This is a genomic window from Helicobacter pylori Shi112 (assembly GCF_000277405.1).
Lineage (GTDB): Bacteria > Campylobacterota > Campylobacteria > Campylobacterales > Helicobacteraceae > Helicobacter > Helicobacter pylori_C.
Genome location: NC_017741.1, coordinates 70,479 through 86,626 on the forward strand (window position 1 = coordinate 70,479; position 16,148 = coordinate 86,626).

At 39.4% G+C, this 16,148-nt stretch carries 15 protein-coding genes and 1 tRNA gene; 4 read left to right on the plus strand and 12 right to left on the minus strand.

The annotated features are described in order from the left end of the window. Window positions 1–71: 71 nt before the first annotated feature. The 3 genes from HPSH112_RS00370 to glmM form a co-directional block, all read right to left on the minus strand. Window positions 72–147 (minus strand) — tRNA-Val (locus HPSH112_RS00370). A 20-nt stretch (window positions 148–167) separates the two neighbouring features. Continuing rightward, window positions 168–641 (minus strand): signal peptidase II, encoded by a 474-nt coding sequence (lspA, locus tag HPSH112_RS00375; protein WP_000921401.1) that lies wholly within the window; start codon window positions 639–641, stop codon window positions 168–170. Then, window positions 635–1,972, minus strand: coding sequence for a phosphoglucosamine mutase (gene glmM, locus HPSH112_RS00380; protein ID WP_000688351.1), 1,338 nt, complete (start codon window positions 1,970–1,972; stop codon window positions 635–637). The genes lspA and glmM overlap by 7 nt, the downstream gene beginning before the upstream one ends. An 89-nt stretch (window positions 1,973–2,061) precedes the next feature. Between glmM and rpsT the strand changes: the two genes are divergently transcribed. Together rpsT and prfA are read left to right on the plus strand one after the other, a co-directional pair. After that, window positions 2,062–2,331: a 30S ribosomal protein S20 gene (gene rpsT / locus HPSH112_RS00385; RefSeq protein ID WP_001273635.1), complete on the plus strand. Its 270-nt coding sequence runs from the start codon at window positions 2,062–2,064 to the stop codon at window positions 2,329–2,331. Window positions 2,332–2,445: 114 nt separating this feature from the next. Next, the gene (gene prfA, locus HPSH112_RS00390) at window positions 2,446–3,504 is read left to right on the plus strand and encodes a peptide chain release factor 1 (RefSeq protein ID WP_000025140.1); all 1,059 of its coding nucleotides are present in this window, start codon (window positions 2,446–2,448) and stop codon (window positions 3,502–3,504) included. Here the strand turns inward: prfA and HPSH112_RS08450 are convergent. Next, window positions 3,472–3,618 (minus strand): hypothetical protein, encoded by a 147-nt coding sequence (locus HPSH112_RS08450; RefSeq protein ID WP_154017434.1) that lies wholly within the window; start codon window positions 3,616–3,618, stop codon window positions 3,472–3,474. The genes prfA and HPSH112_RS08450 overlap by 33 nt on opposite strands. A 272-nt stretch (window positions 3,619–3,890) precedes the next feature. On the opposite strand from HPSH112_RS08450, the gene HPSH112_RS00400 reads away from it, so the two are divergent. Together HPSH112_RS00400 and HPSH112_RS00405 are read left to right on the plus strand one after the other, a co-directional pair. Then, entirely contained in the window at window positions 3,891–4,634 is a 744-nt protein-coding gene (locus HPSH112_RS00400; RefSeq protein WP_000755246.1) for an outer membrane protein, read from the plus strand. Window positions 4,635–4,875: 241 nt separating this feature from the next. Further along, window positions 4,876–6,636: a hypothetical protein gene (locus tag HPSH112_RS00405; RefSeq protein WP_000644253.1), complete on the plus strand. Its 1,761-nt coding sequence runs from the start codon at window positions 4,876–4,878 to the stop codon at window positions 6,634–6,636. A gap of 431 nt (window positions 6,637–7,067) precedes the next feature. On the opposite strand, the gene tlpC is transcribed toward HPSH112_RS00405, so the two are convergent. The 8 genes from tlpC to HPSH112_RS00445 form a co-directional block, all read right to left on the minus strand. After that, window positions 7,068–9,089, minus strand: coding sequence for a methyl-accepting chemotaxis protein TlpC (tlpC, locus tag HPSH112_RS00410; RefSeq protein ID WP_001257991.1), 2,022 nt, complete (start codon window positions 9,087–9,089; stop codon window positions 7,068–7,070). A 153-nt stretch (window positions 9,090–9,242) separates the two neighbouring features. After that, the gene (gene rpsI / locus HPSH112_RS00415) at window positions 9,243–9,632 is read right to left on the minus strand and encodes a 30S ribosomal protein S9 (RefSeq protein ID WP_001227270.1); all 390 of its coding nucleotides are present in this window, start codon (window positions 9,630–9,632) and stop codon (window positions 9,243–9,245) included. Continuing rightward, window positions 9,629–10,054: a 50S ribosomal protein L13 gene (gene rplM, locus HPSH112_RS00420; RefSeq protein ID WP_000167683.1), complete on the minus strand. Its 426-nt coding sequence runs from the start codon at window positions 10,052–10,054 to the stop codon at window positions 9,629–9,631. Before rplM ends, rpsI begins: the two co-directional genes overlap by 4 nt. A 190-nt stretch (window positions 10,055–10,244) precedes the next feature. Further along, on the minus strand, window positions 10,245–10,433 hold the full coding sequence (locus tag HPSH112_RS00425) for a DUF5408 family protein (protein ID WP_001168417.1): 189 nt from the start codon (window positions 10,431–10,433) through the stop codon (window positions 10,245–10,247). A gap of 6 nt (window positions 10,434–10,439) precedes the next feature. Then, window positions 10,440–11,792: an FAD-dependent oxidoreductase gene (locus tag HPSH112_RS00430; protein WP_000061418.1), complete on the minus strand. Its 1,353-nt coding sequence runs from the start codon at window positions 11,790–11,792 to the stop codon at window positions 10,440–10,442. A gap of 53 nt (window positions 11,793–11,845) precedes the next feature. Then, entirely contained in the window at window positions 11,846–13,219 is a 1,374-nt protein-coding gene (locus HPSH112_RS00435; RefSeq protein WP_001268633.1) for an SH3 domain-containing C40 family peptidase, read from the minus strand. Window positions 13,220–13,239: 20 nt separating this feature from the next. After that, window positions 13,240–15,258 (minus strand): RNA polymerase sigma factor RpoD, encoded by a 2,019-nt coding sequence (gene rpoD / locus HPSH112_RS00440; RefSeq protein WP_000725812.1) that lies wholly within the window; start codon window positions 15,256–15,258, stop codon window positions 13,240–13,242. A gap of 189 nt (window positions 15,259–15,447) precedes the next feature. Then, window positions 15,448–16,143, minus strand: a complete 696-nt coding sequence (locus HPSH112_RS00445) for a 5'-methylthioadenosine/adenosylhomocysteine nucleosidase (RefSeq protein WP_014534173.1) — start codon at window positions 16,141–16,143, stop codon at window positions 15,448–15,450. Window positions 16,144–16,148: the final 5 nt, after the last annotated feature.

A 16,148-nucleotide genomic window follows, 5' to 3' on the forward strand; every position in this document is an offset into this window, starting at 1 on the left:
TTGACAAAGATCAAAAACCCACAAAAAACAAGAATTAATGAGAATTAGAATTGGAGTAATAGTAATAATAATGGTGGCCACGACTGGACTTGAACCAGCGGCCACTACCATGTCAAGGTAGTGCTCTACCAACTGAGCTACGCGACCTTTTATTTTAAAAAGGGTAATTATGCCTTAATTTTGTTTTGTTTTTGCTTAAAAAAGAATTGTCTTAACAATAAAACGCCCACGCCCACATCTATCATGACATCAGCGAAATTAAAAATGGCAAAATCAAAGCCATAATGATAATACACATAATCCACCACGCCCCCATGCACAAACCGGTCTAAAACATTAGAAACCCCAGCGCCAAACACCATGCCAAACTCTATCGCATGGTTTTTAAAAAGCTCCTTTTGGCGCATTAAAAAGATAAAAAGCCCTAAAATCAAAAGGATTTGCAAGTATTTCAAACCCCCCTCTAAAAAACTGAGCAAGGAAAACGCCACGCCTTTATTGAACACTAAAACAATATCTATAATCAAACTTTCATAGCGAAACCCTTCTAAAATAGCGTATTTAATCGCTTGATCCGCGCCAAAAATAAGAAAAAAAACCCCTATAAAAACCAACAGGCTTTTTTGGGTGGTTTTTAGCACAAATGCCCTTCAAAAAACTCTTTTAATTCTTGCATTTTGGATTCTAAAAGTTTTTCATCTTTAGCTTCTAAGAGGATGCGCAATTTGTTTTCAGTGCCGCTATAGCGGATCAAATGGCGGATTTCTAGCTTGTCTAATTCCTTTAAAAGAGCGCTATAACCTTTCAGGCTTTCTAAAGGAGGCTTTTTTTGGATATTCAAATTTATTAGGCTTTGGGGGTATAATTCAAAGGGGTTTAGTGCAACAGAGCTTACTTGCTTGCTTTCTAACACTAACGCGCTCACTTGCAAAGCGCACACCAAACCATCGCCTGTTTTAGCGTAATCGCTAAAAATGATATGCCCGCTTTGCTCGCCTCCAAAATTGGCTTTATTCAATTGCATGCATTCGCTCACAAACTTATCCCCAATCGCGCAATGCTTCAATTCTAAATCTTGGGATTTTAAGTATTCTTTAAGGGCTAAATTGCTCATGCTCGTAGCGACAATTGCTTGAGAAGAAAGGGCGTTTTTAGATTTTTGATAAACCCCTAACACCCCTAAAAGCTTATCCCCATGCACGATATTCCCTAAATTATCCACCACCACCAGCCTGTCAGCATCGCCATCAAAAGCAAAGCCCAAATCCGCGCGGTATTTTTTCACTTCCTGGCTTAGTTGGTTAGGGTGTAAAGCCCCGCATTGTTCATTAATATTACACCCGTTAGGCTCATCATTAATCACTAAAACATCAGCCCCAAGCTCGCTAAAAACTACCGGAGCCACCTTATAAGCCGCGCCATTAGCGGCATCTAGCACGATCCTTAAACTCTGTAAATTCAAATGTTTAGGGAAAGAGTGTTTTAAATGCACGATATAGCGCCCTATGACATCGTCTATCCTTTTAGCGCTACCGACGCTCTCACCCACTTTATAGCTAGAATGCAGCAATTCTTCATCATGAAAGATTTCTTCAATCGCTTTTTCTTCTTCTTCTTTAAGCTTATAACCATAAGAATTGAAAAACTTAATGCCATTATCTTCAAAAGGGTTGTGGCTTGCGCTTATCATAATACCCGCATCACAGCGCATGTCTTCGGTTAAAAACGCAATCGCAGGGGTAGGCATAGGCCCTATTTGAATCACATTATAGCCTATGGAAGTTAAAGCGCTCACTAAAGCGTTTTCTACCATATAGCCGCTTTTTCTGGTGTCTTTACCAATTAAGATTTTATTCGTTTTAGAATGTTTTTTAAAATACAACCCGGCCGCAATGCCCAAACGCATCACAAACATGGGGGTGAGTTTCACCCCTGCTTTACCCCTCACGCCATCAGTCCCAAAAATTTTCATCGTTATAAAATACCTTTTAAACTATTTTTAATCAATTTTTAGATAGGATTATGCCAAATTTTACATTACAAAGGGATTAAAACAAGGCTATGGCAAATCATAAGTCCGCAGAAAAGCGAATCAGACAGACCATTAAAAGAACCGAACGCAACAGGTTCTATAAAACTAAAGTTAAAAATATCATTAAGGCCGTGCGTGAAGCGGTCGCTGTCAATGATGTAACAAAAGCTCAAGAGCGTTTGAAAATCGCTAATAAAGAGTTGCATAAATTTGTCAGCAAGGGGATTTTAAAGAAAAACACCGCTTCTAGGAAAGTTTCAAGGCTTAACGCTTCAGTGAAAAAAATCGCTCTCGCTTAGTTTTGGGGCGTTTTTAACTTCTTTAAGCTCAATAATGGATTTTATTGTTGGGCTTCTTTTTGCGTTTTTTAGATTGTTACATCTTTTATCCACATTTTTTATAGGTAGTCTTGCATGTCTATTCTAGCTGAAAAGCTTTCTTCCATTCTCAAGCGATACGACGAACTCACAGCGTTGCTTTCTAGCGCTGAAGTGGTTAGCGATATTAAAAAACTCACCGAATTGAGCAAAGAGCAAAGCTCCATTGAAGAAATCTCTGTAGCGAGTAAAGAGTATTTGAGCGTTTTAGAGAATATCAAAGAAAATAAAGAGCTTTTAGAAGACAAGGAATTGAGCGAACTGGCTAAAGAAGAGTTAAAAATTTTAGAAATCAAAAAAAGCGATCTAGAAACCGCCATTAAGCAACTCCTTATCCCCAAAGATCCTAACGACGATAAAAACATTTATTTAGAGTTAAGAGCCGGCACGGGGGGCGATGAAGCGGGCATTTTTGTAGGGGATTTGTTTAAGGCGTATTGCCGTTATGCGGATTTGAAAAAATGGAAAGTAGAGATAGTGAGTTCTAGCGAAAACAGCGTAGGGGGCTATAAAGAAATCATCGCTTTGATTAAGGGTAAGGGCGTGTATTCAAGGCTCAAATTTGAAGCAGGCACGCATCGAGTCCAAAGAGTCCCTGAAACAGAATCCCAAGGGCGCATCCACACTTCCGCTATCACAGTGGCGATCATGCCTGAAGTGGATGATGTGGAAGTTTCTATCAACCCTAGCGATTTAAAGATTGAAGTGTTTCGCGCTGGCGGGCATGGGGGGCAATGCGTCAATACCACAGACTCTGCGGTGCGCATCACGCACCTTCCCACTAATATCAGCGTGAGCATGCAAGATGAAAAATCCCAGCATAAAAACAAGGATAAAGCCCTAAAAATCCTAAAAGCACGCCTTTATGAAAAACAAATTGAAGAGCAACAACTCGCTAACGCCAAAGACCGAAAGGAGCAAGTGGGTAGTGGGGACAGGAGCGAAAGGATCCGCACTTATAATTACCCGCAAAACCGCTTGAGCGAACACCGAATCAATTTAACTCTGTATAGTTTAGAAGAAATCATGCTTTCAGGGAATTTAGATGAAGTGATTAACCCTTTAATCGCCCACGCCCAAAGCCAGTTTGAATAAGATTTTTACACGATACGCCCAAAAACGATAAAACACCCAAGCCTTTTTTAAACCACCCACTCCTACCAAAAACCCTAGCATGCTTTTCCAAATTTTCACCCCAAAACAGCGCAAGAGCTTCCATAAAATCTAATTAAATATAATTTTAAATTATATATATATGAACTTTTAAAAAATAAAGTTTTATTTAACCCATTCTTAACAAAAAATTCACTTTTTTGTGGCATAACTCCAAAGATTAATATTTGCAAGAGCGGATTGTATTCTGTAGAAGCGAATGCATGAGGACAACTCTCAAATTTTGATAGCTCCCTATAATTTTTGCACCATGCATGAATGCAATGAAAAAAGAAATTCTTAGGATTTCTCACATTAAGGAGTTTTAAATGAAAAAAGTTTTTTTAGGTATGGCATTAGCCATTAGTGTGTCCATGGCAGAAAAAAGCGGCGCGTTTTTAGGCGGAGGGTTTCAATATTCTAATTTAGAAAACCAAAACACCACCCGCACCCCAGGCGCTAACAATAACACCCCGATAGACACTTCAATGTTTGGCAACAATCAACGCGTGACTAACACCAATAATTACGGGCAAATGTATGGGGTAGATGCGATGGCAGGGCATAAGTGGTTCTTTGGTAAAACCAAACGCTTTGGCTTTAGGACTTATGGATACTACAGCTATAACCATGCGAATTTAAGCTTTGTAGGCAGTAAGCTTGGAATCATGGATGGCGCGTCTCAAGTGAATAACTTCACTTATGGCGTGGGCTTTGATGCGCTCTATAACTTCTATGAAAGCAAAGAGGGCTATAACACAGCAGGGTTGTTCTTAGGCTTTGGATTAGGAGGGGATTCGTTCATCGTGCAAGGAGAGAGCTACTTGAAATCTCAAATGCAAATTTGCAACAACACCGCCGGCTGTTCAGCGAGCATGAACACAAGCTATTTCCAAATGCCTGTAGAATTTGGCTTTAGGAGCAATTTCTCTAAACACAGCGGGATTGAAGTGGGCTTTAAATTGCCTTTATTTACCAACCAATTCTATAAAGAAAGGGGTGTAGATGGATCGGTAGATGTGTTCTATAAAAGGAACTTCTCTATCTATTTCAACTACATGATCAACTTCTAAGCCTTTCTCTTCTTTCCAACAGAGGGTTTTCTCCCTGTTGGTTTCTTTTTTCTTTTTTTGCGGTGTTTGTTGTGTTGTGTTGGGGAGTTAGGTTTTTGTTTAGATAAAAACTAAAGAAGCGCTTAAAACAGAACCTTTTGTTTTTTAGGTTTTATTTTTTACTTTGGCTTGTTTTTAAAAGTCATTTTGATTTCTAAAAATAGTCTATAATGCTTTCAACAGATATTTTTTAAGGTTATAAATGAAAGCTATAAAAATACTTTTTATGATGACACTCAGCTTAAACGCTATTAGCATGAATAGGGCGTTGTTTGACTTAAAAGATTCGCAATTAAAAGGGGAATTAACGCCAAAAATAGTGAATTTTGGGGGTTATAAAAGCAGCACCACAGAGTGGGGAGCTACGGCTTTAAACTATATCAATGCGGCTAATGGCGATGCGAAAAAATTCAGCATGTTAGTGGAAAAAATGCGTTTTGGCTCTGGCATTTTGGGGAATTTAAGAGCGCATGCGCATTTAAGGCAAGCCCTAAAATTGCAAAAGAATTTGAAATATTGCCTTAAAATCATCGCTAGGGATTCTTTTTATAGTTACCGCACCGGTATTTATATCCCCTTAGGCATTTCTTTAAAAGATCAAAAAACGGCTCAAAAAATGCTCGCTGATTTGAGCGTGGTAGGGGCGTATCTCAAAAAACAACAAGAGAATGAAAAGGCTCAAAGCCCTTATTACAGGAGCAACAACTATTACAACTCTTACTATAGCCCTTATTATGGCATGTATGGTATGTATGGCATGGGAATGTATGGCATGTATGGAATGGGCATGTATGATTTTTATGACTTTTATGATGGCATGTATGGATTCTACCCTAACATGTTTTTCATGATGCAAGTTCAAGATTACTTGATGTTGGAAAATTATATGTATGCGATCGATCAAGAAGAGATTTTAGACCATGACGCTTCTCTTAATCAACTTGATACGCCTACTGATGATGACAGAGATGATAAGGACGATAAATCCTTACAACAGGCTAATCTCATGAGCTTTTATCGTGATCCCAAATTCAGCAAAGGCATTCAAACCAACCGCTTGAATAGCGCTTTAGTCAATTTAGACAACAGCCGCATGCTCAAAGACAATTCGCTTTTCCACACTAAAGCCATGCCCACTAAAAGCGTGGATGCGATAACTTCTCAAGCCAAAGAGCTTAACCATTTAGTGGGGCAAATCAAAGAAATGAAGCAAGACGGGGCGAGTCCTAGTAAGATTGATTCAGTTGTCAATAAAGCTATGGAAGTGAGAGATAAATTAGACAATAATTTAAACCAGCTAGACAATGACTTAAAAGATCAAAAAGGGCTTTCAAGCGAGCAACAAGCTCAAGTGGATAAAGCCCTAGACAGCGTGCAACAATTAAGCCATAGTAGCGATGTGGTGGGGAATTATTTAGACGGGAGTTTGAAAATTGATGATGGCGATGATAGAGATGATTTGAATGATGCGATGAATAACCCCATGCAACAACCTACGCAACAAACGCCCACCAACAACATGGGCAACACCCATGCAAATGATAGCAAGGATCAAGGGGGTAACGCGCTCATAAACCCTAACACTAACACCGATGACACTCACACCGATGACACTCACACCGATGACACTCGCACTGACACTAACACCACAAACGATACCAGTGCCACTGACACCCCCACTGATGATACTGATGATAAAGATACTGGCGGCATGAACAATACCGGCGATATGAATAATACCGATACCGGCAACACGGACACCGGCAATACCGATACCGGTAACACTGATGATATGAGCAACATGAACAACGGCAACGACATGGGCGATGACATGAACAATGCGAACGATATGAACGATGACATGGGTAATAGCAACGATGACATGGGCGATATGGGGGATATGAACGATGATATGGGTGGCGATATGGGAGACATGGGGGATATGGGCGATATGGGGAATTGAGATTAACCCCACCCAATATCAAAGAGTGATAGCCAAAATTTTAAGGAATGTTTTTATCCCATTAGCACGAAAAACTCCGTTCTTTAGGGTGCAAGATGTGAGCGCGTAGCCGTTAGACTATATTCAAGCTTAAAAGATGACAAAATCCCCCTAGTCTTTTATAGGCTAGGAAATATCAAAGAGCCTTTCGCATTAGCGTTCAATGGAATGCTTTAGTTAGGAAACTCCTTTCTTTAGAAAGGGGCGCTCTCACTTATAGTAAAAATGATTCTTTTAAGGTGGTAGGGGGTATTTTGCGATGGAAACCCCTTTTATCCCCCAACTAACTCCCCTAAAAACGCTTTTTAAAGAGCCTTTCGCATTAGCGTTTTTTAGGGCGTTTTAAAAAGCCCTTTAGGCGGTTTCACATTTTAGACGCTCAGAATTAGAAATTAAAATTTCTTCTTGCTCACATCTTCTAAAATATCTTGAGAGATCCCATCAATTTTAGCGCTGACTTGTAAAGAATGATTAGCGATAGTCAAATTATCCTGGACATCTTGTTGCAAGGCGTTAATGGAGTTGTGGATGTTTTCTACGCCCTTGTTTTGCATTTTAATAGACTCAGCGTTATCGGCAATGCTTTGCACTAAAATATTGATATTGGCTTCAATCTCGCTGAGCGATTTTTGCGTCCTTTCAGCGAGCTTCCTCACTTCATCAGCCACCACCGCAAAGCCTCTGCCATGCTCGCCGGCCCTTGCGGCTTCAATAGCGGCATTTAGGGCTAAAAGATTGGTTTGATCGGCAATATCTCTAATCATATCCACCACGCTTTTAATGTCTTCGCCTTGAGAGATCATCTCTTGGCTTTTAGAATCAATTGTTGTGATAATATTAGTGATTTCTTCTAAGGATTGAGTGGTGTTTTTCAGGCTTCTTTCTTGTTTGTGAGCGGTTTTAGTTAAATCATCCACGCAAGTTTTTAAATCTTTGGATTCATGATTGAGCGCGTTTGCAAACCCTAAAGAAGCTTTAAGCATGCTAGAAATTTCTTGCCCTAAAGTGTTGAGCGCTTTTTCCATGTTGGCTTTAGGGTTTTGGATGTGGTGGGTGAAATCCAGGTTTTTATAATGCTCTAGGGCGTTATTTAGGGCTTCAATATTGGCGCCAATTTGGTTACGAAAATACTGGATAATGCTATTAATCGTATTTCTTAGGGCTTGCAAATCTTTATTTTTAGGCACGCATGCGATTTCTTGCGTGAAATCCCCATTTTCCACATGGTTTGTTACTTCAATGCTGTTTTGAATGGCTTGATTATCGGCTTGAATGCTTTCTTGGATTTTAAGAATGTTTTCATTGATAGAAGTTTGCATTTGCCCGATTTCATCATAAGCGCTTGGGGGCGTTAGGCTTATGGCGTGGTTATTTTTGGGGTTGTTAAGCAAGTTGAAAAAATCGTTTAGGGTGTTATTGACCCTACTGATGCGTTTGGTTATAAGACTAGAAACGATGATAAAGACCAAAAGGGCTAACACCAGCACGCCTAAAATCAAAGTGGTGATAATAATGTATTTGGTGTTTGTGGCTTCTTTAAAGACTAAAGATTTATTGACATATTTCCCAATTGCCCAACGCCACTGGTTGCCGTTATCCCCTTTTTCTTCAAAAAAATCAAAGGGCTGTATGGCTAAAAAGGTTTCTGTATTCCCGCTCAATGAATGGTAGCTCAAAGTGCCCGCTTCGTTTTGATTGTAATACTCCACAGCTTTAGCGACTCTTTTATCCGGATTGATAGCGCTTAAAATCTTATCTTGGATCTCACGATTAGGGTTGATTAAAAGCCTGCCGTCTTTCCCCATTAAAAAGGTGTTGCTCTTTTTCTTGCCTACCACATCTGTATAAAAAGCGTCAATGCTTAAAAAGAGGTTCAGCGCGCCTATAATCTTTTGATTCTTACCCATTAGGGGGAGGGTAATATCCATGCCATAGATTTTATTGCCATTAATTTCTTTATAATAGGGATCTGAATGGGTTATATCTTTGAGCGAACGGATTTGATTGGTCATATTTTCATTGAGCGCGGTATTAGGGTAGGCGATTTTTGAATCCAAATTCATAGCAGTGATAATTCGTTCATTATTATCCGTATAAATCGCATTAATCAATAACACATGAGGGTTTGCTAACAAAAACTCAGAGAGCATGTGCTTTTTTAGGGTGTCGTTGATAGCGCTATTTTCATCGCTTAAAAATTTTTCAAGGGTGTTAGCGCCAATAAAAATGCGTTTCATGATGCTTTGAATTTTAAAACTGACTAACTGAGCCTTTTTTTGCAACAATTCTGTGGCTTGGCTTTGCAACACGCTTTCAACCTTGTAGCTGATAATAACGCCCATAACAGCGCTAATCGCAATGACAACCGCACACACCATCATGACAATTTTAGAACCAATTCTTGTAGATCTCATTCCCTTTGCCCTTTTAAAACTATTGATAGAGAATGATTAGTATACATTATTTTGAAATTTTAATGAAACAAGAGAGGACAAAAAAGCAGAAAATAAAAAAGAGCCAAAGCCCTCCAAAGCTCCCCCCAAAGGAGAGACAAAAAGAAATAAAAATTACCTTTTGGAGAATTGCGGGCTTCTTCTGGCCTTTCTTTTACCATATTTTTTGCGTTCAACCACCCTTGAATCCCTAGTGAGCAAGCCTTTAGGTTTTAAAACGGCTCTAAAAGCAATATCATAAGCGTTCAAAGCCTTAGAAATGCCATGCCTTAAGGCTTCCGCTTGCGCTGAGTAGCCCCCACCAAAAACCACCGCTTTAATATCCACAGACTGCTCTTGTTTGGTTAAAAGCAAGGGCTGCATGACTTTCATTTTAATGGCTTCATGCCCACCTAACCATTGATTCAAGCTCTGTTCATTGATACTCAATTCGCCTTTACCCGGAGTGAGCCACACTTTAGCGATAGCGGTTTTTCTTTTACCGGTAGCATAGATTTTTCTCATTTAGCGTCCTTTTTGCTAGTTTGTGCGGTGTGAGGGTGCTTATCATCGCGATAAACTTTGAGTTTTTTAATCATCGCTTTCCCTAATTTCGTTTTAGGGAGCATGCCCCTAACGGCTAAGTGGTAGAGCTTTTCAGGGGTTTTTTCTAGCATTTCTTGGAGAGTCTTGCTCTTAGTGCTGCCAAAATAGCCTGAATGGGTAAAATACTCTTTATCCTCTAATTTCATGCCTGAAAATTTAACCTTATTAGCGTTGATAACCACCACAAAATCCCCACAATCCACATTAGGGGTGTAAAAAGGGCGGTGTTTGCCTCTTAAAAGCACAGCGATTTCAGTGATCAAGCGGCCAAAAACTTTGTCTTTAGCGTCTAAAACAACCCAATCACGAACGATTTCATTGACTTTAGCAGTCTTTGTCATGAGAATCCTTTGATAAAATTAAAGCGAATATTATAAGGAAATAAGCTTAAATATTGCTGAATTTAAGGAAAGTTTAAAGTTTAAAGTTTAAAAATTTTCTTTTAACTAAATCCCCAAAAGACCGCTTAAAAAAGACCGCTTGATTAAAGAAAAGCTCTTTATTATTTGATCGTAAAAATACAAAAAGCCTTTATTTTTGCTCCTGATTAAGCCTTTCTTCTATCTTTTTGATTTGGTGGCTCATTTGAGCGCTCGCGTTGATTTGATTGATGAGCATGTAAAGGTTTATCATCATCAAAAGCACCACCACAAGCCCTAAAAAAAACACGATTTTAACGGCTTTTTTAGCGATCTCTAGGGCTTCTTGTTCTTTTTGCATGCGTTTTTAATTTTCCAATTCTTCTGGGGATAAATCTTTATAAAAGCGTTCTAATTCAAAGCTCTCGCCCAAATACGCAGCGATTTCTTGGGAATCCACAAGGGCGTTTTGCAAGCAACTCGTTGCGCCTGGAGAGGGGGTCATGTTAAAAGTGATGCCTTTATGGGTGCAAATCTTTTTTTCGCCTAATTCCAGCTTTCGCTTGGTTTTGTCTAAAACTTGCGGGCGCACTTCGCCAAAACCATGAGCGTATTCTAAATCTTCTAGGCTAAGAGAGGGGATGATTTTTTGAGCGTCTTTTAAAAACTTCCTTTTACCAATAATGGGCAACTCAAAAACCATGTTTTTAAACACATAATTACGGATTTCTTTATCGCTCATCAAATCAAACGCAATCTTAAACACATCTTTATTCAAATCCATTTTCAACAATTCCAAGCTAATGCCCTTAAGCCAGCATTTGTTTCGTTCTAATTTAGGCATCGTTAAAGCGGTAGGTCCGATTCGTGTTTTTCCTTTAATGACGGCATCAGGGTCGCCATGCACGGCTGCAAAAGGGAGCTTGGGGTTTTGAACGGTATAAACCTTACCCCTTAATAAATCCGGCACAAAATAAAAGCTGCCCGCCACAGGCAAGCACCCTAAATCCAAGCCATAACCCATGCTCTGAGCCAAAGGCAAAGCGTAAGAGCCGGCATTGACCAGCACGAATTTAGCATACACTTCTTCAATGTCTTCTGAAATCACGGCGTAAGTGTCGTTGCGTTTTTCAATCTTTTTCACTTTGAAATTCAAAAACACCTGGTTGTTAGGCTTTAATTTTAGGGCTTCTTCAACGAAGTTTTCACTCAACTTCGCAAAATTCATCGTGCTCCAATCTTTTTGATACCCATGCCCGATAATGTTTTCATGCCTGTCTATGCCATTAGCCCCTAAAATCACATTAGGCTCTAATTCTTTAATCTTTTGTTTGTCAAATTCTTCTAACCCCACAAAGATTTCTTTAAAGGATTCGTAGCGTTTTTTCATGAACTCGCATTCTTCATCGCCCACGCCTATAGCCATTTTCTGGGTTTCAAAAATCACTTCATTTTGCAAGCCTTTATTGAGCGCGTATTGCCTGGTTTTATAAGCGCTCAAACGCACTTTTTTAGCTTTTTCGGGAGTGTAATTCGTTTCAATAGAGCCATCATGAATGGTTTGTGAATTAGCCTTAGCGCTGGAGCTGATTTGAGCTAATTTAGAGCATTTTTCCACGATAGCCACACGCTTTAAGGAGCTGTATTCGCTCAAAGTATAAAAGGTCGCGCACCCTGAAACCCCACCTCCAATAATGACAGCATCAAATTCCATACTCATTGTCTTTCTCCAAATGTTTTAAATTAATGAATCGTAATCATAGTATAAGAAAATCAATTCGCATTCAAAGGGCTTGAAGTTTTATTGACAAAATCTTTCAAATCGCTCATTCCAAGCACCCTATCAATCAATAATTTCTTTTTAGAAAACGCCCCATTATGTTCTTCTGCTAACCATAATGAAGTGATCACCACGCCTCCTATTTTATGACTCAAGGTTTTAAAATGCTTTTGGGTTTGCACCGACCAAATGCTGTGAGCGACTATCGCTTGATGGTTGTGTGCACCTAAATAGAGCATGATATGCCCCTTTAAATACAAAAGCGTTCCAAAAGGCGTGGCGTTTTTAAGGATGTAGTCTTCTTTTTCTTTGGCTTTCATAGAGCTTAAATCCACATAATTGTTCGCATAACGGCTTTGCGCGTAGGAATTTCTGGGGAGCAAAATACCAAAATTAGCAAAACTATCCCTAGTGAAAGCCGAGCAATCCCTATTGCCCAATAGCCCACCCCAGCCGTATTTTTGCCCTAGCATGGTGTCTATAAAATACGCCATGTTCTCGCTGTTAAAAGCTTTAGGGAAAACAAAAAAATCCTTTTCTTCTAAGATCACGCTTTGTAAAGTTGCATAGCCCTTAGCGTCCCTCAAAAAACCATAGGCTTTTAATTCCTTTTTTGGGGGTTTTTCAGGTGTTTTTTGACTTTGGGGGATGAGAGCGAACAATTCGCCCACTCTGGCGTTGGTGTAAAAATCCCCATAGTCTGTATAAAGGGGGATTTTATCCTTTATGGGCATGACATAATCTTTAAGATGGATTAAAAGCTCTATGTCTTTATCATGCATGTAAGCTAAATCGCTAACTTTGATCCAACCATAAACAAAACTGCTTTGAATGTGGGCGTAAGTTTTATCCGTGTTGAAATGCGTGATTAAAACCGGCGTGCCTTGAAAAATCAATGAATTTTGATACCTGTCAAAAGGGTAGCCTTTTTGAGAGAGGTAAAAAGGCTTGTTAGTGGGTACAGCCCTAACATCGCTATCTCGCGCTACAACAGCCTTAATCTTAACGCTAGGGTAATGCTCAATATCCATGCTTTTAATAAGCTCATCATTGAAGGCTTTTGCGTTGGGTTTTAGATCTTCGCCATAACCGGTGGATTTATCCATCTCCTTAAGGATCCAAAACACTTCTTTTTTATTGCTTTTGACTTTCATGTCTAGCCATGGGGAATACCACGCTTTGAGATAGCTCTCTTTTAGATTTTCTCTTAACGCTTGGGGGTCAATGCTTTGGTTATTGTTACTGCCATTTTGAGGGCTTGCAAGATAGCTTGAAGCCTCTTGGGGCAAGGATAAATCTTTGAGCGTGAAATCCTTTTGCATGCAACCCACAAACAAAAACAAGAAAACTACAAGAAAATAACGCATGCTTTAGAAAAACCTTAACATCAAATGCGCAAATAGTTTCTTAAAATGCGCCCGTATTGCGGGCTTCTCAATTTTTTAATCGCAGAGCTTTCAATCTGGCGCACCCTTTCTCTAGTAACATTCAATTCCTTGCCAATTTCTTCTAAAGTGCGATCGCTTTCATCGTCTAAAAGCCCAAAACGCATGCGAATCACCGCTTTTTCTCGCTCATTCAACTGATCCAAAACGCTTTCAATTTGCACTTTCAAATCTTCTCGCATGATGTGATCAATGGAGCTAACGATATTTTTATCTTCCACGAAATCCCCAAATTTGCCGTCATCATCATTGCCGACTGGGGTTTCCAAACTGATAGGCTCTTTGGTAACCTTAATCACATTCTTCACCTTATCTAACGAAAGCCCCACTTCTTCAGCCACCACTTCCAAATCAGGCTCTTTGCCGTTTTCTTGAATGTGTTTGCGCATGACTTTATTGATGCGATTAATGGTATCAATCATGTGAATGGGGATGCGGATAGTGCGGGCTTGATCGGCTATGGCTCTGCTGATAGCTTGTTTGATCCACCAGGTCGCATAGGTAGAAAACTTGAAGCCCTTTTCATGCTCAAACTTATCCACCGCTTTCATCAAGCCAATATTACCCTCTTGAATCAAATCCAAGAATGGCAAGCCTCTGCTCGTGAATCGTTTAGCGATGCTCACCACCAACCTTAAATTGGATTTAGCCATTTTGTTTTTAGCGCGATCGGAAATCAATTTCCCTCTTTTGATTTGCTCTAAAATTTCTTTTAGCTTGTTAGGGTCTAAATCAAAGCCTTCTTCGCTCGCTTCTTTAGTCAAAAAAAGCTTTTTAAGATCCATATACACGCTCACCATAGTTGCTTCTGGCACTTGAGCGATAATGTCCTCTTTAGTCATGCTAGTGATATTGGCAAGGATTTTTTTATGGTTTGCGATGAGAGTGTCATTGAATAAGGGTAGCTTGTATTCCAAGCGTTTCAACTCTTTTTCAAACCCATCGCCGCTTTTTAAAGTGGTTTCCATCGTTTTGACTAATTCATTAATCAGTTTGCTGGTAGGCTCTAAGTCATAGAGTCTGTCTTTGAGCGTTTGGCGTTTGTAAGCTAGGGTCAATAAACGCACCAGCTCATCTTCTTTTTCATCTACAGGGGCTTCAAGGGCTTTGAGCCATTCTTTTTTAGCCTTATCTAGGGCTTTAAAGCTTTCTTGAACCTTTTCTACACGCTTCCTGTCTTTTTCAGAAACGACTTTTTTCCTTTCTTCGTTTTCTTCATATTCTTCGCTGTCGTCATCTTTTTTAGAATTGCTCACGCTATTTTCATCGTCATCATCAAAGCTCCTAAAAAGCTCTTTAACCCTTCTTTCACGATTGATTAAAGCGTCTTTATACGCATAGATAAAATCAATCAAATACGGCACCGAGCAAATCGCGTCTAAAATAATGTCTTCGCCCAAGCGGATTTGCTTGCTCAATTCAATCTCTTCATCTTTGCTTAAAAGTTTTATATCCCCCATCTCGCGCAAATACATGCGCACAGGGCTATCGCTTCTGCTCCACTCTAAAAAATCCTTTTCTTTCAAAAAGTCATAGCCATCTTCTAATTCTTCATCTAAAACTTTTTTCTTTTCTTCAGTTTTTTTAATCTTGTCAATCGCATTGAGTTTTTTAGCGTATTCTGAAGAGCTGACTAATTTCTTTTGGTATTTTTGGCACAATTCTTTGATTTTTTTGACTTGGGCTAGAGTGGGGACTTTTGCACTGATTTGAATGATAGACTCATAAGAAACGCAATCGCTTAAGGAATTGGCGAACAATTCTTCTAACGCTTCATTAAAACTAAGCTTTTTAACAGGAACAGGTTCTTTCGCTTTAGTTTCTTTGATTTTGCTCTCTTTGGTTTTAGCTTCTTTAATTTTGCTCTCTTTGGCTTTATTGTTTTCTTTAGTTTTATTTTCCTGTGCGGCTTCTGCTTTGGCTTTTTTTGGGGCTTTTTCTTCGTTAGCTTTCTTTTTCATTGGACACTCCATAAAATAAGAACCCATGCTTTTTGCAAGCCAGGTCTATAAGATAAGATACACCTAATCCTTTATTATTTTACTAAAAAATAGCTTAAATTCTAATTATAAAATGAGTTTAAAATAAAATTTAAAAACCCCATTCTTTAAAATAGGGGTTTAATGGTTTGCGTTTGGTAAAAACAAGCCCTAAAGCTTATCCACCATGCTTTTTAAGAATTTCGCTGAAGTTTGAGCGCTTTTTTCTAAAAACGCATCAAAACTCATGTTAGCTTTCTCATCAGCGTTATCGCTAATGCTCCTTAGCACACAGCATGGCACGCCAAATTTTTGGCACACAAACGCCACGCTCGCCCCCTCCATTTCCACCGCGCTCGCCTTAAACTCACTGACTAAAAACTCTTTCCTTTCTTTGCTGTGCACAAACTGATCGCCTGATGCGATGACGCCTTCTTTGAGCGCGATGTGTTGCTCATTAGCGACTTTTTTAGCTAAAGCGTTCAAGCTTTCGCTCGTTTCAATAAAAATCGCGCTTTCTGGGATAAACCCTAAAGGGTGGTTAAACGCGCTCAAATCCACATCATGCTGGACTAATTGAGTAGCCACTAACAAATCATTGATTTTTAAGTCTTTGACTAAGCTTCCAGCCACCCCGCTAAAAAGCACCTTTTGAACGCCAAACGCTAAAATCATGCTCGTTGTGGTTAAAGTGGAATGCACCTTGCCTATCTTGCTATAAGCGACAATGATTTCCTTGTTACGATAAACGCCTTTGTGGAAAACATTCCCCCCTAAAGGGATCTCTTCAAAATCCACGCCAAACAATTCTAAAATAGGGGTTATTTCTTCTCTCATCGCCCCTAAAATGCCAATTTTTTGCACCATTTTCT